At 66.6% G+C, this 18191-nt stretch carries 19 protein-coding genes and 1 other RNA gene; 14 read left to right on the top strand and 6 right to left on the bottom strand.

Features of this window, described 5'->3' with window-relative positions; translation table 11 throughout:
- Window positions 1-39 precede the first annotated feature (39 nt).
- Window positions 40-327: a co-chaperone GroES gene (locus VC212_RS03730; protein ID WP_055853130.1), complete on the bottom strand. Its 288-nt coding sequence runs from the start codon at window positions 325-327 to the stop codon at window positions 40-42.
- A 441-nt stretch (window positions 328-768) separates the two neighbouring features.
- Here VC212_RS03730 and VC212_RS03725 point away from each other — a divergent pair, with 441 nt between their 5' ends.
- Window positions 769-2544, top strand: a complete 1776-nt coding sequence (locus VC212_RS03725; RefSeq protein ID WP_323514450.1) for an endonuclease — start codon at window positions 769-771, stop codon at window positions 2542-2544.
- 335 nt (window positions 2545-2879) lie between these two features.
- On the opposite strand, the gene VC212_RS03720 is transcribed toward VC212_RS03725, so the two are convergent.
- Window positions 2880-2956, bottom strand: a non-coding RNA gene (locus VC212_RS03720) — sX9 sRNA.
- Between the two features lie 350 nt (window positions 2957-3306).
- Between VC212_RS03720 and cutA the strand changes: the two genes are divergently transcribed.
- Together cutA and VC212_RS03710 are read left to right on the top strand one after the other, a co-directional pair.
- Window positions 3307-3639, top strand: a complete 333-nt coding sequence (gene cutA, locus VC212_RS03715; protein WP_055853136.1) for a divalent-cation tolerance protein CutA — start codon at window positions 3307-3309, stop codon at window positions 3637-3639.
- Between the two features lie 5 nt (window positions 3640-3644).
- Window positions 3645-5969 (top strand): protein-disulfide reductase DsbD, encoded by a 2325-nt coding sequence (locus VC212_RS03710; protein ID WP_323514451.1) that lies wholly within the window; start codon window positions 3645-3647, stop codon window positions 5967-5969.
- 79 nt (window positions 5970-6048) lie between these two features.
- Here VC212_RS03710 and VC212_RS03705 read toward each other — a convergent pair whose 3' ends face one another.
- Window positions 6049-6624, bottom strand: coding sequence for a TetR family transcriptional regulator (locus VC212_RS03705; protein WP_323514452.1), 576 nt, complete (start codon window positions 6622-6624; stop codon window positions 6049-6051).
- A gap of 216 nt (window positions 6625-6840) precedes the next feature.
- Between VC212_RS03705 and VC212_RS03700 the strand changes: the two genes are divergently transcribed.
- The 7 genes from VC212_RS03700 (at window position 6841) to accC (ending at window position 11988) form a co-directional block, all read left to right on the top strand.
- Window positions 6841-7653: an oxidoreductase gene (locus tag VC212_RS03700; protein WP_323514453.1), complete on the top strand. Its 813-nt coding sequence runs from the start codon at window positions 6841-6843 to the stop codon at window positions 7651-7653.
- Between the two features lie 347 nt (window positions 7654-8000).
- Entirely contained in the window at window positions 8001-8459 is a 459-nt protein-coding gene (locus tag VC212_RS03695) for a GFA family protein (protein ID WP_323514455.1), read from the top strand.
- 63 nt (window positions 8460-8522) lie between these two features.
- Window positions 8523-8819, top strand: coding sequence for a YciI family protein (locus VC212_RS03690; RefSeq protein WP_115512714.1), 297 nt, complete (start codon window positions 8523-8525; stop codon window positions 8817-8819).
- A 329-nt stretch (window positions 8820-9148) separates the two neighbouring features.
- A complete protein-coding gene (gene aroQ, locus VC212_RS03685) occupies window positions 9149-9595 on the top strand; it encodes a type II 3-dehydroquinate dehydratase (protein ID WP_055853151.1) in 447 nt (148 codons plus the stop codon).
- A 98-nt stretch (window positions 9596-9693) separates the two neighbouring features.
- The gene (gene accB, locus VC212_RS03680) at window positions 9694-10176 is read left to right on the top strand and encodes an acetyl-CoA carboxylase biotin carboxyl carrier protein (RefSeq protein WP_055853153.1); all 483 of its coding nucleotides are present in this window, start codon (window positions 9694-9696) and stop codon (window positions 10174-10176) included.
- 59 nt (window positions 10177-10235) lie between these two features.
- A complete protein-coding gene (locus VC212_RS03675) occupies window positions 10236-10631 on the top strand; it encodes a four helix bundle protein (RefSeq protein WP_323514457.1) in 396 nt (131 codons plus the stop codon).
- Complete coding sequence (gene accC, locus VC212_RS03670) at window positions 10621-11988, top strand: acetyl-CoA carboxylase biotin carboxylase subunit (RefSeq protein ID WP_055853158.1); 1368 nt, start codon at window positions 10621-10623, stop codon at window positions 11986-11988. Before VC212_RS03675 ends, accC begins: the two co-directional genes overlap by 11 nt.
- A gap of 316 nt (window positions 11989-12304) precedes the next feature.
- On the opposite strand, the gene VC212_RS03665 is transcribed toward accC, so the two are convergent.
- Together VC212_RS03665 and VC212_RS03660 are read right to left on the bottom strand one after the other, a co-directional pair.
- Window positions 12305-12670: a hypothetical protein gene (locus tag VC212_RS03665; RefSeq protein WP_311239392.1), complete on the bottom strand. Its 366-nt coding sequence runs from the start codon at window positions 12668-12670 to the stop codon at window positions 12305-12307.
- Window positions 12667-13593, bottom strand: coding sequence for a hypothetical protein (locus VC212_RS03660; protein ID WP_115552796.1), 927 nt, complete (start codon window positions 13591-13593; stop codon window positions 12667-12669). Before VC212_RS03660 ends, VC212_RS03665 begins: the two co-directional genes overlap by 4 nt.
- A gap of 803 nt (window positions 13594-14396) precedes the next feature.
- On the opposite strand from VC212_RS03660, the gene prmA reads away from it, so the two are divergent.
- Window positions 14397-15317 carry a 50S ribosomal protein L11 methyltransferase gene (gene prmA / locus VC212_RS03655; RefSeq protein ID WP_323514458.1) on the top strand — a complete coding sequence of 307 codons (921 nt, stop codon included), beginning with the start codon at window positions 14397-14399 and terminating at the stop codon, window positions 15315-15317.
- 12 nt (window positions 15318-15329) lie between these two features.
- Here prmA and VC212_RS03650 read toward each other — a convergent pair whose 3' ends face one another.
- Complete coding sequence (locus VC212_RS03650; protein WP_323514459.1) at window positions 15330-15836, bottom strand: hypothetical protein; 507 nt, start codon at window positions 15834-15836, stop codon at window positions 15330-15332.
- Window positions 15837-15980: 144 nt separating this feature from the next.
- Between VC212_RS03650 and VC212_RS03645 the strand changes: the two genes are divergently transcribed.
- From VC212_RS03645 to fis, 3 genes are all read left to right on the top strand, one after another.
- Window positions 15981-16358 (top strand): helix-turn-helix domain-containing protein, encoded by a 378-nt coding sequence (locus VC212_RS03645; protein WP_055853170.1) that lies wholly within the window; start codon window positions 15981-15983, stop codon window positions 16356-16358.
- A gap of 310 nt (window positions 16359-16668) precedes the next feature.
- A complete protein-coding gene (locus tag VC212_RS03640) occupies window positions 16669-17745 on the top strand; it encodes a DUF3426 domain-containing protein (protein ID WP_323514460.1) in 1077 nt (358 codons plus the stop codon).
- 114 nt (window positions 17746-17859) lie between these two features.
- Window positions 17860-18132, top strand: a complete 273-nt coding sequence (fis, locus tag VC212_RS03635; RefSeq protein ID WP_002804983.1) for a DNA-binding transcriptional regulator Fis — start codon at window positions 17860-17862, stop codon at window positions 18130-18132.
- The last annotated feature ends 59 nt before the right edge of the window (window positions 18133-18191 follow it).

Raw genomic sequence — 18191 nt, 5'->3', positions numbered from 1 at the left:
CCGATTCCCAACTCCCGATTCCCGGCGCATAGCGCCTGATTAGCCGATGACTGCCAGGATGTCGTCTTCGCGCAGCACCTTGTACTCGACGCCTTCGGACTTGTAGCTGCTGCCGGCGTACTGGCCGTAGATGACCTTGTCGCCAACCTTGACCACCGGCGCGCGCAGGCTGCCGTTGTCCAGGGGCTTGCCGGCGCCGATGGCGATGACTTCACCCTTGGTGGACTTTTCCTTGGCGGAGTCAGGAATCACGATGCCGCCGGCGGAAACTTCGTCGGCTTCGATCGGCTTGACTACAACGCGGTCGTGAAGCGGCTTGATGCTCATAGATAAGACCCTCTTAAGTGATTGATTGGTCTGGAAATTATCGGCGATGTTAGCACTCGTATATGACGACTGCCAGCACAGCGCGCGGAAAAAACCCGACAGAGCGGGTGCGGGCCAGAGATTGTGCTGGGCGGGCAGCTTTCAAGGGCTGGCGGCAAAAAATTTTCATCTGGCCGTCTCATCCGGCGGGCGAACCGCGGCAAAAACACCGAGCAAGCCGTCGTCGGGGCGAACGTGAGCGGCGTGCAGGAGCTGGATGTGCGACCCAACGCCACAGAGCGCCGGTGACTGTCGCCACGTGCCGAGTCCGGGCAGCGGCTGCGCCCGCCGGCCGTTTGTGCAGCCGGTGCTACTCGCTCTAAAAATGGAACCAGGTTCCACCGTTTGTCATGCACAGGCTCTACAGTCGGGACAGCATTCCCCGATCACAAGGAGCTGTCGATGAGGTTGCCGTTCCGTAGTCTTCCACTGGCCTGCGCCATTGTCCTGGCCGTCCCCACCGCCCACGCCGCGGTGTTCATCAACGAACTGCATTACGACGACGCGGGCGCCTCCGGCGATACCGGCGAAGGCGTGGAAGTGGTGGCCACCGCCGGCGAATCGCTGAGCGGCTACCGGATCCATCTGTACAACGGCAGTGCCCCCAGCGCAGCGGTGAGCTACGCCAACACGGCGGTGCCGGCCGGCAGCCTGGTCAGCTGCGGTAGCCAGGTGCGCATTGCCACCGTCAGCTACGCCAGCAACGGCGTGCAGAACGGGCCCAACGACGGCGTGGCGCTGGTGGACCCGAGCGGCCAGCTGGTGCAGTTCCTCAGCTACGAAGGCGCCATCACCGGTAGCGGCGGCCCGGCGGCCGGCGTCACCAGCCAAAACCTGCCGGTCAGCGAGAGCAACAGCAGCGCGGTCGGCAGTTCGCTACAGCTCACCGGCACCGGCAGTGCGGCAGCCAACTTCAGCTGGGCGGGCTCGGCGGCACAGACTTTCGGCGCCTGCAACCGCGGCCAGACCTTCAACGGCAGCGGCGGCGGTGGCGGCACCACCGGCGCACCGACGATCACCAGCACCACGCCGACCCAGGGCGCGAGCGGCTTCCCGGCGGCCGGCGATCTGGCGGTGGGCTTCAGCGAGGCGGTGACGCTGAGCAGCGGCGCCTTTGCGCTGAGTTGCGCCACCTCCGGGACGGTGGCCTTGAGCTACCCGACCAGCGGCACCCGCTTCACCCTGTCCACCAACACCGCCCTGGTCGGCGGCGAGCGCTGCACCCTGGCGATCACCGCCAGCGCCATCCGCGATGCCAGCGGCTTGAGCCCGGCGGCCAATCAGTCGATCGCCTTCACGGTGGCGACCGCCGGCGGTGGCGGAACCGGCTACTACTCGCGGGTCAACACCACCAGCCCCAGCCAGTTGCGCTGCTCGCTCAATGCCACCATTCGCGGCCACACGGTCTATCCCTACAGCGGGACCGGCACCAGCACCTGGACCATCCTGGAGATGGCCGACGAGGACCCCAACAACAGCGGCCGCATCCTGGACGCCTACCGTAACCGCAGCTACGCCAAAGTCAGCGACCGGGCCGGCACCGGCAGCGGCCTGACCTACAACCGCGAGCACACCTGGCCCAACTCGCTGGGCTTCGGCAGCGCCACCGGCGACCGCGGCCTGCCGTATGCGCCCTACACCGACACCCACATGCTGTATCTGACCGACACCACCTTCAACGCCGACCGCGGCAACAAGCCCTACGCCACCTGCACCAGCAGTTGCGGCGAGCGGGTAACCGAGGTCAACGACGGCAGTGGCGGCGGCAGCGGGCGCTATCCGGGCAATTCCAACTGGGTACGCACGCCCGACGGCAACGGCGGCACCTTCGAGGTGTGGGGACGGCGCAAGGGCGACATGGCGCGCGCAGTGATGTACATGGCGATCCGCTACGAAGGCGGCACCGACGCGTCCACCGGCCAGTCCGAACCGGATCTGGAGCTCACCGACGACCGCAGCCGGATCGTGCAGACCTCGTCCTCGCCAGCGTACATGGGCCTGTTGTCGACGCTACTGGCCTGGCACCAGGCCGACCCGCCGGACGATGCCGAGCGTGCGCGCAACCAGGTGGTCTTCAGCTTCCAGGGCAACCGCAACCCGTTCGTCGATCACCCCGAATGGGCTACCGCCGGCTTGTTCAATTCGGCCAAGCCGGCCAGCTGCCAGCTGGCCAACTGAGACCCACCGGCCCGGCGCGTGCTGCGTCGGGCCGGTGTGGCTGGAGCGCTTTTCAGCGGAGACCGACAGCGACGGCGCGCTGTCCAGGTGCCAGTGCCAGTGCCAGTGCCAGTGCCCGCGATCGTCGACCGGCAGCATCTCGCCAATCGCACGTCCCTTGCCGCCCTGCAGTGCACGTTGGCCGATGGCGCAGGTGCCGCGAATACCGGCGTTAGCGCCAGTCGGTCATGCAGTCCGCAGACCCGGCACGCAGCCCTGCCGGACCTGGGACGTTGGTCGCTCCAACCCATCTCTGCTGTCGGAGCGGGGCTCTCTTGCTGATCGCGGATTGGCGCGGCTAACACCACGTAGCGAGCAGTGGTCAGATAGGCGTGGGCGGCGCGCTCAAAACCGGAGTGCACGCGTGGTCCATACCGCACTCAGCACCGAGCACCGGCCGCGTCCGCTTGGCGGCGAGCACAGTCGGTTTGCTAGCTGTTCGTCGCCTCGCTGCTCTGCGCGAACCTGGTGTTGGCGCGGCGCGCGGTCCAGGCACGCATCGCACAGCGCTGCATTCAACGCTGGCGAGTCACCCGACGTACTGCGTTCGTCGGCGTGCATGCCGATGCCCTCAAAGCAGCCCAGCGCGCCGCTTTGGCTACCCAACGACCACGGCGGCGCTAACGCATCGCCCGTCTGCAGCGGCAATCCAGCGAAGTTGACGCCTTGTTCCGGAATGTGCGGTCGATCCCCCGCAGGCAGGGGATTACACTGCCGGGCCGAATGAACGCCTCTTCCCTCCATCTGTTGTTCAGTACCTGCCCGGACGCCGACAGCGCCGACCGCATCGCGCATGCCTTGCTCGACGAACGACTGGCCGCCTGCGTCACCCAGCTGCCCGGCGCACAATCGCTCTACCGCTGGAACGGGGCGATCGCGCGCAGCACCGAAGTGCAGCTACTGATCAAGACCTGGGAAGACCGCCTGCCAGACGCCATCGCGCGCCTGCAGGCACTGCATCCGTATGAACTGCCGGAGGCGGTCGCTGTCCAAGCCAGCGCCGGGCTGCCGGCGTATCTCGATTGGGTCCGGGCCGACACCCGCAAGGAAATTTGACGTCCATGAAGTCTTTGTCCCGCTGGATCGCCCGCTGCGCACTGCTGTCCGCTCCTGTCATCGCCGCCTCGCTCGCACTGGTGGCACCTGCCGCGCAGGCGGTAAGCGAGGCCGACCTGCTGCCGGTCAACCAGGCTTTCGTGCTCAGCGCCCAGGCCGACAGCCGCGACAGCATCGGCCTGACCTGGAAAATCGCGCCCGGCTATTACTTGTACCGGCACCGCATCAGCGTCAAATCCGGGCAAGGCTTTTCTGCCGGCGACCTGACCCCGCCGGAAGGCGAGAGCAAGCACGACGAGTTCTTCGGCCAGGTGCAGACCTACCGCAAGCAACTGCAGGCCACCCTGTCCGGCAAGGCCGATCCGGCGCTGAAAACCGCGGTCCTGCAGGTGCAATACCAGGGCTGCGCCGATGCCGGGGTGTGCTACCCGCCGCAACGGCGCGAGATCCGCGTGACCCTGCCCGGCGCGCAAGCGGGTGGTGCAGCCGCTTCCACGCCGCAACGCGAGAATCTGGGGGCGCTGGTGCCGCGCGCCGCGCCCGGCCCGCGCCTGTTCGGGGCGCCCGGCCAGACTGCCGGCGTAGATGCACTGCCGCTGCCGGCCGAGCAAGCCTTCACCTTCGAAGCCATCGTCGGCGACGGCAACAGCCTGCTGCTGCGCTTCACCCCGGCGCCGGGCTATTACCTCTACCGCGACCGCACCTCGCTGGCGGTGGAAGGCAGCAGTGGCGTGCGCACCGGGCTGCCGCGCTGGCCACAGGGCAAGACCCACCGCGATGAACACTTCGGCGATGTGGTGGTGTATTTCGACCAGGCCGAAGTCACCTTGCCGCTGCTGCGCGAGCGTGCCGACCCGGCGCGGGTGACCCTGGTGGCGACCTTCCAGGGCTGCCAGACCGATGGCATTTGCTACCCGCCGATGACCCGCCGCGTGACGCTGGACCTGCCCGCCGGCACGGTGTCGCCGCAGAACCAGGCGCAAGCCGCTCCGCTGATGATCTCGCCGCTGGCCGCCGGGCAAACGCCGCCCGGGCCCGCCCCGGCAACGGCATCGGGCGGCAAGACGCAGCCCGCGCCGACAGCGGCAGCCGACAACCCGCAGCGCACCCAGCCGCCGCACACCGACAAGGGCCTGCTGGCGATGCTGGCGCTGGCGCTGCTCGGCGGGCTGGTGCTGAACCTGATGCCGTGCGTGCTGCCGATCCTGTCGCTGAAGGTGCTGGGCCTGGCCCACAGCGGCGAGAGTCGCAGCCACGCGCGCAGCCATGCCATCTGGTATTCGCTGGGCGTGCTGGTGTCGTTCGCCGCCATCGGTGGGCTGGTGATCGCCCTGCGTGCGGCCGGCCAGGCGGCCGGCTGGGGCTTCCAGCTGCAACAGCCGTGGTTCGTGGCGGCGCTGGCGTATCTGATGTTTGCGGTGGGCCTGAGCCTGTCGGGCGTGTTCACGCTGGGCAGCAATCTGGGCGGCATCGGCCAGTCGCTGGCCGCGCGCAATGGCCCGTTGGGCGATTTCTTCACCGGTGTGCTGGCCTGTGTGGTCGCCAGCCCCTGCATCGCCCCGTTCATGGGCACCGCCCTGGCCTATGCCTTCACCGCGCCTGCGCTGCTGGCGATGCTGGTGTTTCTGGCGCTGGGCCTGGGCCTGGCGCTGCCGTTCCTGTTGATCGGCTTCATCCCGTCGCTGGCGCGGCGCCTGCCCACGCCCGGTGCGTGGATGGAAACGCTCAAGCAGGTGCTGGCGTTCCCGATGTATCTCACCGCGATCTGGCTGCTGTGGGTGCTGGGCAAACAGCGCGGCGTGGATGCGCTGGCCCTGATGCTGGTCGGCGCCACCCTGCTGGCGCTGGGTCTGTGGTGTTTCGAACGCAGCCGCTGGAACAGCAACCGCGCGGGCATGCGCCTGGCGGTGGCGATGCTGGTGCTGGCCATCGTGCCGGTGGTGGGCGTCACCCGCCTGCGTTTGCCGGCCGCCACCGCTGCCAGCGAAGGCGCGGTCGCGTTCTCGCCGCAGCTGCTGGACCGTCTGCGCGCCGACAACCGGGTGGTGTTCGTCAACATGACCGCCGACTGGTGCGTGACCTGCAAGGCCAACGAAAAGAACGTGCTCGGCAGCGCCGAGTTCCGCGATGCGCTGCGCCGCGTGGACGCGGTCTACATGAAAGGCGACTGGACCAATGTCGACCCTGCCATCAGCACCTTCCTCGACCAGCACCAGGCAGTCGGCGTGCCGCTGTACGTGGTGTACGGCCCCGGCGCCCCGCCGGCCATCCTGCCCACGGTGCTGACCAACGCGATCACCGAGGATGCGCTGCTGCGCGCGGCGCGCTGAAAACAGCCTGCTGCGCCGAAAAAGGCGCTTGATGCGCCCCGCGTGAGCGGCGCATTGCCCACGTCGGCCGATTCCACGCTCACCCGTCCTGCTGCGCTCCGAGAGCGGCCAGGATGCGCGCGCGGCTGACCTGCAGGATCTCCTCGGCCAGCGCCGAGTCGTCCGGACACGCGCGCGACAACATCACCGCGCCAACCACGCGCGCATACGTGTCGAGCATCGTTTCCCGCGCCTGGCCCGCATCCTGCGGGCCCGCCTCGCTGTCGACGAAGTTCGCCAGGCTGTTCTCGATGCCCTGCGCAAACGTCGCCCGGATGTCCTCGCCCTGGCGCGCAGCGTCACCGCTCAGTGCCGCCATCGTGCAACCCGCGCCGCGATCGTCGCGGTGGTCGCGGGACAGGTAGGAATCGACGAACGCCGACAGATCCGCATGTTTGTCGTTGGCCAGGCGCTGCGCGATGCCGCTGGCCGCCGTCTCGGCCATGAGGTCGGCCTTGGAACGGAAGTGCTTGTAGAACCCGCCCTGGGTGAAACCGGCGGCAGACATCAGTTCGGCAATCCCCACCCCGTCGTAGCCCCGCTCCCGGAACAGCGCGGCGGCGGTCTGGACGATATGGGCGCGATTTTCCTGCGCCTGGGCCTTGGTGACTTTCATGAGTGGATGTCTCTGCGATGGACGACAAGGGCAGTCAGTATTTCATTGATGTTGATCGTAATCAAACTATTGACAACTTAGATTACTACCGACATCATTAGGCCAACTGAGGTGCTTCGACTCATCCGATCACCTGCGGCGACCCGCTTACCTACATCACTCACCGGACTGGCGTCGCCGCTCCGGAACCACCACACCTCATCCGAGACTCGACAAATGAACAACGCGAAAAATGCAGTTGCCCTGGTCACAGGCGCCTCCTCCGGCATCGGCCAAGTCACCGCCAAGGCACTGGTCACTGCGGGTTACCGCGTCTTCGGAACCAGCCGCAAGCCGGCAACCAGCACGCCGGGCGTGACCATGCTGGTCTGCGACGTCACCGACGAGACCTCGGTGCAGACGCTGATCCAGGAGATCGTCAAACAAGCCGGCCGTCTCGATCTGGTGGTCAACAATGCCGGCATCGGCCTGATCGGCGCCGCGGAAGATTCGTCCATTGCCCAGGCCCAGCGCCTGTTCGACGTCAACGTGTTCGGCGTTGCCCGTGTGGTCAATGCGGTGCTGCCGATCATGCGTGCGCAGCGCAGCGGCCGCATCATCAATATGAGCTCCATCCTTGGCCTGATCCCCTCGCCGTTCAACGCCTACTACGCGTCGACCAAGCACGCCATCGAGGGCTATACCGAATCGCTCGATCACGAAGTGCGCGCCTTGGGCATCCGCGCCCTGCTCGTGGAGCCCGGCGTGACCCGCACCGCGTTCGAAGAAAACCTGACCCGCGCCGACCAGCCGCTGCCGGTCTACGCCACCGAGCGCGCGCGCAGCGAAACGCTGATGCGCAAGTGGGTGGAATCGGGCGATCTGCCGCAAGTCGTGGCCGACACCGTGGTCAAGGCCGCCACGGCGACCAAACCGAAACTGCGCTACTCGGCCGGCAAGCAATCCACGCAGGTAAGTACGCTGCGCCGCTTCATGCCCGAGCGGATGGTCGACAGCACGCTGCGCAAGTTCAACGAGTTTCCTGCCTAAGCACAAAACCAAAGCGCAAAACCGACACGCGCGGGTGCCCGCAGCTGGACACCCGCGTCATGCACCGATCTGCTGAGTGCACCTCGATGAAAGCGATACAGATCGACCGCACCGGCAATGCCGATGTACTGAATTTCCGAGAGGTGCCAGCGCCGAATGCCGGCGGTGGAGACGACTGATCCACTGCCGCCCGCAAGGCAGTCCGCATGCCGTCGCGCCAACGGCATCTGCACGCGAATGCAGCGCACGTGCTGCGCTTCTATCCAGGACAGGGCGGCCGCTACATCCACCCTGCGCCCCTGCAATCACATCCCTGTTGTCTTCCACTTCATTCGGATAGAACGCACATGAGCCGACACACCCAACCGCATCTGCATGGCCGCTGCGCATGCGGACAGTTTTCGTACGTGGCCAGTCAGGCACCACGCGCCCGTTTCATTTGCCACTGCTTGTTCTGTCAGAACTTCACAGGCGAGGCTTTTTCCGATGTTTCGGTGCTGCTGGCGCATCAGCTCACCATGACCGGCGCCGACGCACTCGTCCACAAGAAGTACCGCCGCCCGCCCAATCTTGATCGCGCCGTCTGCGCCAATTGCAGAAAGCCGGCCATGGAGACGATGGGCGCCGGACCTTTGAAGTTGGTATTTGTGCCATCGCAGCACGTTGTCGAAAAGGCCAGGCTGCCGCCCGTCCAGCTGCATGCGTTCTATAACCGTCGCAAGATCGATGTTGCAGACGATTTGCCCAAGTACTCCCACTACTGGCCAAGCCAGTTCGCCATTGTAAAAACCATCATGGGCCTGTAGGCATCCGCCAGCCAGGCGCCACGCCCCCCCCCTCCCCTCCCTCCGCTCTAACTGGACATCAAAATGAAAGCATTCCTGACCAAGTGGATCCCGCCACGCGCCGATTTCCTGCCGACGATGACCGAGCAGGAGGCCGGGCAAATGCAAGCGCATGGCGCCTGGCTGGAAGATCATCTGCACAACGGCAGGATCGTTGCGCATGGCCCGGTGCTGGACCCTGCCGGTAGCTATGGCGTGGCACTCTGGCAACTTCAGGACGACCAGGACATCAGCGAGTTGACCGCACAGGACCCGATCATTCGGGCAGGCATTGGTCACTACGCGCATTTCCCGATGCTTCAACTCAAAGCGCACGGCTGACTCCAAGCAAACGTGCGTCAAAGGCAGGCCGCCTTGCCTGCATGAGCATCAGCGATGCAGGCAAGGCGAGACCGAACCACCGGGGGAGTGCCGACTCGTTGAGCTCCGGTGCCGGTGGAGCCGGTGCAAGATTCCAATCAAGCGCGGCATGACGCAGGAAAGCCAGCGGCGCACCGATATCCGTTCCGCGTCAAGCACCCGCACGCCCTGCCAAAGCGACGGCGCCGCGGAATAATCAAACAACTGTTTAAAACAGCTATAACTTCTGCTATCTGGACAGCATCGCCCACATCGCGCAGACTTCCGGCCTTTCCGCTCTGCTGGATCTCATGGCCCACCTGCTGCTGCTGCACGGCCCCAACCTCAACCTGCTCGGTACCCGCGAGCCGGAGGTCTACGGGCGCACCACGCTGGCGCAGATCGATGCAGCCCTGGTGGACCGCGCGCAGGCAGCCGGACACACGTTGGCCTGCCTGCAGTCCAACGCCGAGCATGTGCTGGTGGAGCGCATTCACGCCGCCCGCGAGGACGGCACCGCCTACATTCTGATCAACCCGGCCGCCTTCACCCACACCTCGGTGGCGCTGCGCGACGCGCTGCTGGGCGTGGGCCTGCCGTTCGTGGAGATCCATCTGTCCAATCCGCATGCGCGCGAGCCATTTCGCCACCACAGCTATCTCAGCGACAAGGCCGACGGCGTGATCTGCGGCTTCGGCGCAGACAGCTACCGGTTGGCGCTGGAAGCGGCGATCGCGCGCCTGGAGCGCGACGCATGACACCTGCAGCAACGACCACGGCGCCCACGCCGACGGTCTGACCCCATTCCGCCGGCACCCCGCCGACACTCTCCACCGATTCACCTCAAGAGGCCCTTATGGATCTCCGCAAAATCAAGAAACTGATCGACCTGCTCGAAGAATCCAATCTCGCCGAAATCGAGATCAAGGAAGGCGAAGAAAGCGTGCGTCTGGCGCGTGTGCCCAAGGGCACCCAGGTGGTGAGCGCGCCGATGCAGCAGTACGCACCGGCCCCCGCCGCGCCGCCGCAAGCGGCCTCCATGGCGATGCAGTCGCCCACCGAGGCCTCCACCGGGGGGGCAAAGCAGGCTGCCGCGTTGCCGGAAGGCCATGTGCTGCGCGCGCCGATGGTCGGCACGTTCTACACCTCACCCTCCCCCGACAAGCCGGTGTTCGTCACCGTGGGCCAGGCCGTCAAGGCCGGTGACACCCTGGCGATCATCGAGGCGATGAAGATGTTCAACCCGATCGAAGCCGACGTCTCCGGCACCATCGTCGCCATCCTCGGCGAAACCGGCCAGCCGGTGGAATTCGATCAGCCGTTGTTTGTGATTGGCTGAGCGGCGGAGATTGGAGAGTCGTGATCCGGGATTCGCAAGAGAGACCGCACGAGCGCCTGATGGTCTGGCGCGATGCGATGTCGCTTGTGGAAGCGATGTACCGGGTGACCCACGACTTTCCCGATTCGGAACGCTTTGGACTGACCGCACAGATGCGGCGCGCGGCGATCAGCGTTCCGTCCAACATCGCCGAGGGCGCTGCACGGCGTCCCACGGCCGAGTACCTGCGCTATCTCTCGATGGCGCGCGGCTCGCTGGCGGAACTGGATACGCAACTGCAGATCGCCGCACGCCTGCAGTTCGGTTCGCCCGACGCGGCCACGCTCGATCTGTTGAATCGCACATTTGCCAGGCTCAATGCATTGATCCGCACGCTGGACGAATCGCGACACCTCCGCGAGACCGGCGCCTTCTACGAATCCCCACTCTCGAATCCCGAATCCCATGCTAGATAAAGTCGTCATTGCCAACCGAGGCGAAATCGCGCTGCGCATCCTGCGCGCGTGCCATACGCTCGGCATCCGCACGGTCGCGGTGCATTCCACGGTCGACCGCAACCTCAAGCACGTGGCCATGGCCGATGAGTCGGTGTGCATCGGCCCAGCCGCCTCCAGCGACAGTTACCTCAATATCCCGGCGTTGATCGCTGCGGCCGAGGTCACCGATGCGCAGGCCATCCATCCCGGCTACGGCTTTCTGTCGGAAAACGCCGATTTTGCCGAGCGCGTAGAAGAATCCGGTTTCATCTTCATCGGCCCCAGGGCCGACACCATTCGCCTGATGGGCGACAAGGTGGAAGCGATCCGTGCGATGAAGGCCGCCGGCGTGCCGTGCGTGCCCGGTTCGGGCGGCCCGCTGGGCGATGACATCGTGGCCAACACCAAGGTGGCGCGCGAGATCGGCTACCCGGTGATCATCAAGGCCGCCGGTGGTGGCGGTGGACGCGGCATGCGCGTGGTGCATTCGGAAGCGGCGTTGAAGGCGGCGATCGAAACCACCAAGTCCGAAGCCAAGGCCGCTTTCAGCAACGATCAGGTGTACATGGAGAAGTTCCTGGAAAATCCGCGTCACGTGGAAATCCAGGTGCTCGCCGATGGCCAGGGCGGTGCGATCCATCTGGGCGAACGCGATTGTTCGATGCAGCGCCGCCATCAGAAAGTGGTGGAAGAAGCGCCGGCACCGGGCATCACCGAAGAACTGCGCGCTGAAATCGGCAAGGTCTGCGTGGATGCCTGTATCCGCATCGGTTATCGCGGCGCGGGCACCTTCGAATTCCTGTTCGAAGGCGGGCGTTTCTACTTCATCGAAATGAACACCCGTATCCAGGTGGAGCACCCGGTCACCGAGCGCATCACGGGCATCGATCTGGTCTGCGAGCAGCTGCGTATCGCCGCCGGCCACAAGCTCAGCATCAAGCAGAGCGACATCGTGCTGCGCGGGCATGCGATCGAGTGCCGCATCAATGCCGAAGACCCGGAAACCTTCATGCCCAACCCGGGCCTGATCACCGCCTTCCATCCGCCCGGTGGCCCGGGTGTGCGCGTGGATACGCACATCTATGCCGGCTACAAGGTGCCGCCGAACTACGACTCGATGATCGGCAAGTTGATCGTGCACGGGCCCGACCGCGAGACCGCAATCGCGCGCATGCGCGTAGCGTTGAGCGAGATGGTGGTGGACGGCATCAAGACCAACATCCCGTTGCAGCAGCGCATCATGCGCGACAAGGGCTTCCAGGCCGGTGGGCAGAACATCCACTACCTGGAAAAACGCCTGGCCGAGCGCAAGAACAAGTCGATTGCACTGACCTGATCGCAGGCGCCATTGCACCACGCAACAAGCCCGGGAAACCGGGCTTGTTGCGTTGGTTCCCAGTACATCGCGCCGGCAGTGCATCACGCAGGCCAGGCACGCAGCTCGACGACACCCGCGCACCGGCAAAACCATGCGGCCAGCCGACCGATGCGTAGGAGCGCACACGGGCGCGACCGCGTTTTATCGGTGGAACCTCGTCCGCTTGGGTGCGCTCCTACGGGATCCGGGGTGCCACCGGATTCGCTGCGCAGACCTTCAGTCGTACGCGCGGATGCGCATCACGCTCGCATTCGGGCGCGATGCGCTGCATCGTTCAACGCCGCGGCGCAGGCGCCTGCTGGCTGCCCGGTACCGGCACGATGCCGCTGGACGATGCCGGGTCGACCACCATCATGGTTTCGGTGGAGCCATCCGGCCAGACCACCTGAAACATCGAGCCGGCCGACAAGGTGGAGAACGGCATTGCGCTGCTGGCGCGATATACCGCGGCCACCTGGCTGGCGCCATGCTGTCGCTGCTGCGCGTCGGCGCCGACCGTGGTCGATTTGATCGACAGCGGCTGGTAGCGGTGATCAGCGGTATCGATCATCACGATGCCCACCGCCGCGGCCGAATACGCCACGAATAACGCCACCCAGAACCAGAACTTGGCGCCATGCGCCAACCGACGGTAATTCATGACTGCGCTCCCGGATCGGACACCAATGTATCGACCATCTCATCCACCCTGTCTGCTCCCTGCCGCGGCACCGCGGCGTCGAATACGAACGACACAAAATCCTGTGCGCTATCGCGCGAGCAGATGCCCGCGTTGGCGCAATAACTGGTGACCAGCGTGCTGTCGGCACTGCAGTCCAGACCCAGGCGGCACGCGGCCACCTGCCAGGCGAGTTCGGCGAACTGATCGCCGGCCACATACCCTTCCAGACTGTCATCGCCGCTGGCACGCGCGCCCATCGCAGGCGCCAGCGCCAGATAGGCCTCCGGGTCGCGCGAGGCCAGCACGCGCTGCACCAGCGCGCGCTTGTAGGTGGGGGTTGCCTGCAGCGGTTCGCCCAGGGCCAGCAACGCGGCTTCGGCGGCCAGGCTGCCACCGCGCGCGGCGCGCAGCCGTTGTTGCGCCACCAGGCGCGGGCTCAGCCCATCGCTGGGAGCGAAGCCGGCACAGCGCTGCGCGACACGATCGCGCGCGGCATGCATCGCGGCCACGCCAGGCGTCTGGTGCGCGGCGATCCAGTCGCTGTCGGCGGCGTAGCCGGCCGGGCTGTCTGCATACGGCGCGCAGTAATCGTAGACCCGGCTCAGGCGCCAGCCAGCCTGCGCATCGCCGGCGCGCACCTTCTGCTGCAACTGCTGCGCGTAGCGATACAGATCCGGCTGCGCATCCACCGCATCGCGATACGGCAGATGCAGCGCGTTGCCGCGTTCGGAAGAGGTGTGCCGCGCTGGCGTTGCAGCAGCAGCGCGCGCGGAAGTGGCACTGGCGGCGGGCACTGCAGTGGCGAGCGCCGTCGGTTGCGCGCGCAGCTGCCACCAGGCTGCCGCCGCGAGCGCGACGGGAGCGAGCAACAGCCAGAGATGGCGGGCACGGACAAGCGGCATGACAGCGGCAACCCAGCTGCGGAAGACGCCCGCAGCAACGGCGCGGAGTCTAGCACCCGGCTGTGTCGGCAGCGGCCGCCAAGCGGGCGCGGCCAGCGCGTGCGGTACCGATAGGCTGTGCCTGCAGTGATCGCGAGAGCGACCGATGACAACGACTACGGGACCACCAACCGGGCGCGGCCGGTGCTGGGTGCGGCAGGTACCACGCGTACACACCGGTTTCTGCGGGGCGCCCAGATCCGCCTGTCGGCCACTCGCTGCACTTCTTGGCGCTCTTCGCACGATGCGCCTGTTACGTGCGCGCCGCGGATGTCTGGCCGCATCGCGCTCCTGGTGCAGGTGCAGGTGCAGGTGCAGGTGCGTATTGCATGTAGACACGTCGCGATACCGGCGCACTCGCAGGTTTCTACCTGACAAACGGAATGCGTGGCAGCCGGCGCGCTAGCCGGATCGGTCTGACAGACGGAATGGGTGACGCGTGATGTGGCGCACTGGGTGCTTGGCGCCGCCTTGGCGCGTTGTCGATGCATGACGCTTGCGCGGCCGCTACACCACTGCCCGGATCGCGAGCCGAGCGCGGCGTTGTTGCGACGTGCGTGCAGCACCCTTCAGGCACACATTGCCATCTGGTGCCCACAGCAACGCAGATCGGTCACTAGCTTTGATTGACCGATCTTGCGCATCGCTGCTTGATTCCGGTGCCGCCATCCTCCAACGAACCGTGCGCCCCGCCTGGGGCACCGTGTCAGCCCGTCGGCACGAATCGTCTACGATGCACGCCTTGATGATTGCCGACTGCCACGATGCCGTTTCTTGAACTGACCCTGCCCTGCTCCGATACCACTCAGTCCCGCTTCCAGACCGCGCTAGAGGAAGTCGGCGCGCTGGCGGTGACCCTGCTCGATGCCGATGCCGATACCAGCAACGAGCGCGCCATCCTGGAGCCCGGCGTGGGCGAGATGCCGCTCTGGAATGCGCTGGTGCTGACCGCGCTGTTCGATGGCGAGAGCGACGCGCTGGAGGTGCTTGCGGCACTGGAAGCGTTCGACCCGGAGCTGGACTGGAGCCAGGTGGCGCTGCGCATGGTCGAAGACAGCGACTGGGAACGCGCGTGGATGGATCTGTTCAAGCCGATGCAGTTCGGTGCGCGCACCTTCATCGTGCCGTGGAATCACGACCTGCCCGAGGCGGCCGACACAGCGGAGGCCGCCGTGGTGCGGCTGGATCCGGGCCTGGCGTTCGGGTCGGGCACGCATCAGACCACCGCGCTGTGCCTGCGCTGGCTGGATCGCCTGGCCGGCAGCGGCGAGTTGCAGGGGCGCAGCGTGCTGGACTTCGGCTGCGGCTCTGGGATTCTGGCGGTCGCCGCGCTGAAGCTGGGTGCCAGCAGCGCCGTGGGGGTGGACAACGACCCGCAGGCGCTGCTGGCAACGGCCGACAATGCCGAACGCAACGCCGTGGCCGCGCAGCTGGCGGTATATCTGCCCCAGGACGAGCCGGTGCAGACCTATCCGGTGGTGGTCGCCAACATCCTGGCCTCGGCGCTGGATGCGCTGGCCGACACCCTGGCCGCGCGCGTGGCGCCGGGTGGCCGCATTGCCCTGTCGGGCATCCTGCACGGCCAGGAAGACGACCTGCTGCAGCGCTATGCACCGTGGTTCGAGCAACTGCGTTGCGAACGCGACGAAGACTGGATGCGCATCGACGGCGTTCGCCGCAGCTGATCCTGGGCCGGCTCACCGGCGCGGGCGGCCGGCGCGAATCTGCGCGGTGGTCACCGCATCGGCCACACTGATCGCACGCAGGCGGGTCACCGCCTGCCAGCCGGCACGCTGCAACGCCGCACTGCGCCAGCGCTCGGCATGCCGGGCCGCATACACACGCAGCACCACCTCGGCCAGCAACAGCGCCACCCAGACGCCCGCCGACCACGCTGACCACACCTGCGCACCGGCCAGCGCCATGCCTGCGGCCAAACCAGCGAGCGTCGCCCCCATCCCCAGCAACGGCCAGTGCCGATAGCGCAACGCCCAGACCCGGGGCGCCAGCGCCGCTGACCAGTGCACGCCCTCGACGATGGCGGCCCAATCCTGGGCGCGTCGCCAGACTTGATAGCAGGCCGCACCGCGAAAGCGCCTGATCGCCGGATCCAGTGGCGAATCGGCAGGCCACGGCGCGCTTGGCGGCGGTATCCGGCCATCGCGATGGTCCGGTGTTGGAGTGACAGGCTCGACCATGAACATCCTCCTTGAGTTCGCTGCGATCACGTCATCGATGTCATCGCGACAGTATCGCAAACATATGCCGATATGAAAGACATACGAACTATCCCCAAGTGCTGCTAGGGCTATATCTCCCGGCCCTGCCTGCCTCCCATCCGGTGCCGTGTGAGCAAGCTGTACGAACGAGTACGCGAAGCCCGCAGCTTCACCAAGCTGACCCAGGAAGCCCTGGCCGGCGAGCTGGGTGTTACCCGCAGCGCGGTGGCGCAGTGGGAAATGGCCGAAGGCACCGCCCCGTCGGTGGAGAACCTGATCGGTCTGGCCAAGCGCAGCGGCATGGCGTTCGAATACCTGGCCACCGGCCGCGGCGATCGCGTGTTCGGCCCGCCGGTCTCGGCGATTGCCGAGGAACCGGCCCAGTACCGCCGCCTGGACGACCAGCAACGCGTGCTATTGGCGCGCTTCGACACCCTGGCGCCGCGTCAGCGCAGCGGGCTGCTGGATCTGTTGCTGGCCGAGGGCAAGACACGGCGCAGGCGGTAAGGCTGGGAATCGGGAATCGGGAATCGAAACAGCGGTTTGCTGCGCCGTGGCGTGAGCTGCGGTGGTGTTGGCGCTTGCCATAGGCAGACAACGACTGGCCCTGCATCTGTTCCTCGTTGACGTCGCCGCATCGCTGCTAAAGCGCTGAGCCGCAGACACCTACTTTCGGTGAATCTGTCTTCCTCGGTAGCGTCGCGGCATCGTTGCCAAGGCACTGCGCCAGGAAGCACGCGTCGCACTTCCCCATCCGGGCGTTCGCCCATCGCCGTCCCCGTGGTTGAATAGCGGTCTTCCCGCTGCACGCCTGCCGATGTCAGAGACTCCGCCACCGCGCCGCCCCCTTGCCACCTTTCTGCGGGCAACGCCGCCGCCTGCACCGACGTTGATTCAACCGCCGGTGCTGCCGGCCACCGCGCCTGCGGAGCAGGTGGTGCCGATGCCCGCGACTGAGACGCCAGCTGCGCCCGTGCTGCAACCGGTGCCTGCGCCGCCGACGTCCGAGGCCGCTGCACCAGGCGGGCCGGCCGTGAGCGCGCCACGCACCGCGCTGCCGCAGACGCCGCCACCCACCAACGAACACGGCAGCACTGCTGCAGACGACGCCGGGCTGCAGGACACCGCGCCGATTGAACGCGGGGCGCCGCAGCTGCCGGTCGAGCGGCAGGCGGCCGACGAAACGCTCTACGAGACCGCTGCCGAGACCGCGTCCAACAGCGCACGCGACGCCGCAGACCGGCAGGACAGTGAGGCGCTGGATGACGACAGCAACGCCACGTCCACTGCCGACATCGCAGACCACGCGCAGCGCGACACCAGCGCCAGCGAGGCGCGCGCCCACGCAGCGCAATTGCACCCCTTGCCCACCGCTGCGGTGGCAGCGCCTGCCTTCGCACGCCGCGGGCTCAGCCGCCCTCGGCTGCGCGCCAGCGGGCGGCAGTGGGTGCTGTTGATCGGTCTGGTCGGGCTGCTGGGACTGCAGATCGTCATTGCCGACCGTGCGCACCTGGCCGGCGACGCGCGTTGGCGGCCGCTGGTCACCGCTGCCTGCGCGGTGATGCGTTGCACGCTGCCGGCGTGGCGCGAACCAGCCACGCTGACCCTGCTCAATCGCGATGTGCGCCCGCTGCCGGGCCTCGCCGGCGTGCTGCAGATCCAGGCCAGTTTCCGCAACGATGCGCGTTGGGCGCAGGCCTGGCCCTGGTTGCAGCTGTCGCTGTCCGATGCCGATGGGCGGGTGATCGGCACCCGGGTGCTGTCGCCGCAGGAGTACCTGGGCCAGGCGCCAGCCGAGCACGACACGCTGGCGCCGGGTCAGGCCGTGCAGGTGGCATTTCGCGTGCGCGAACCGGCTGCCAGTACCGCTGCCTTCAGTTTCGACTTCCGCTAAGCGGACACAACCTCGTCCGATCGCCACATGGGCGTGGCGAGCGGTGAGGTCACGCGCTAGACTCACTCCCCCTCGCCGGCCCGCGCCCCGGCCTCGTGACACTGGGAACTTTCTTTGAACGCAGCCCCCTCTCGTCCTGACACCAGTCGTGGCGCCCCGAAGTCGCCGCTGCGCGAACACGTGGCCCAGTCCGTTCGCCGTTACCTACGCGATCTGGACGGCAGCGACGCGGACGATGTGTACGAAATCGTGCTGCGCGAAATGGAGATCCCGTTGTTCGTCGAAGTGCTCAATCACTGCGAAGGCAACCAGAGCCGCGCCGCGGCGATGCTGGGTATCCACCGCGCCACGTTGCGCAAGAAGTTGAAAGAGTACGGGCTGACGTAAGCCGGGAATCGGGATTGGCGAATCGTGGAAGCAGTGCCGCGTTGCTGACCTGCTGTTGT

The organism is Xanthomonas sp. WHRI 8932A (assembly GCF_035012785.1).
GTDB lineage: Bacteria > Pseudomonadota > Gammaproteobacteria > Xanthomonadales > Xanthomonadaceae > Xanthomonas.
Note: the sequence above shows the minus strand (reverse complement) of the source record. Positions and strands in the feature narration are given on the sequence as shown.

Bases quoted from the DNA above. Each gene is read 5' to 3' on its own strand.
- VC212_RS03730 (WP_055853130.1), bottom strand. From the start codon at position 327: ATGAGCATCAAGCCGCTTCACGACCGCGTTGTAGTCAAGCCGATCGAA.
- VC212_RS03725 (WP_323514450.1), top strand. From the start codon at position 769: ATGAGGTTGCCGTTCCGTAGTCTTCCACTGGCCTGCGCCATTGTCCTG.
- cutA (WP_055853136.1), top strand. From the start codon at position 3,307: ATGAACGCCTCTTCCCTCCATCTGTTGTTCAGTACCTGCCCGGACGCC.
- VC212_RS03710 (WP_323514451.1), top strand. From the start codon at position 3,645: ATGAAGTCTTTGTCCCGCTGGATCGCCCGCTGCGCACTGCTGTCCGCT.
- VC212_RS03705 (WP_323514452.1), bottom strand. From the start codon at position 6,624: ATGAAAGTCACCAAGGCCCAGGCGCAGGAAAATCGCGCCCATATCGTC.
- VC212_RS03700 (WP_323514453.1), top strand. From the start codon at position 6,841: ATGAACAACGCGAAAAATGCAGTTGCCCTGGTCACAGGCGCCTCCTCC.
- VC212_RS03695 (WP_323514455.1), top strand. From the start codon at position 8,001: ATGAGCCGACACACCCAACCGCATCTGCATGGCCGCTGCGCATGCGGA.
- VC212_RS03690 (WP_115512714.1), top strand. From the start codon at position 8,523: ATGAAAGCATTCCTGACCAAGTGGATCCCGCCACGCGCCGATTTCCTG.
- aroQ (WP_055853151.1), top strand. From the start codon at position 9,149: ATGGCCCACCTGCTGCTGCTGCACGGCCCCAACCTCAACCTGCTCGGT.
- accB (WP_055853153.1), top strand. From the start codon at position 9,694: ATGGATCTCCGCAAAATCAAGAAACTGATCGACCTGCTCGAAGAATCC.
- VC212_RS03675 (WP_323514457.1), top strand. From the start codon at position 10,236: ATGGTCTGGCGCGATGCGATGTCGCTTGTGGAAGCGATGTACCGGGTG.
- accC (WP_055853158.1), top strand. From the start codon at position 10,621: ATGCTAGATAAAGTCGTCATTGCCAACCGAGGCGAAATCGCGCTGCGC.
- VC212_RS03665 (WP_311239392.1), bottom strand. From the start codon at position 12,670: ATGAATTACCGTCGGTTGGCGCATGGCGCCAAGTTCTGGTTCTGGGTG.
- VC212_RS03660 (WP_115552796.1), bottom strand. From the start codon at position 13,593: ATGCCGCTTGTCCGTGCCCGCCATCTCTGGCTGTTGCTCGCTCCCGTC.
- prmA (WP_323514458.1), top strand. From the start codon at position 14,397: ATGCCGTTTCTTGAACTGACCCTGCCCTGCTCCGATACCACTCAGTCC.
- VC212_RS03650 (WP_323514459.1), bottom strand. From the start codon at position 15,836: ATGTTCATGGTCGAGCCTGTCACTCCAACACCGGACCATCGCGATGGC.
- VC212_RS03640 (WP_323514460.1), top strand. From the start codon at position 16,669: ATGTCAGAGACTCCGCCACCGCGCCGCCCCCTTGCCACCTTTCTGCGG.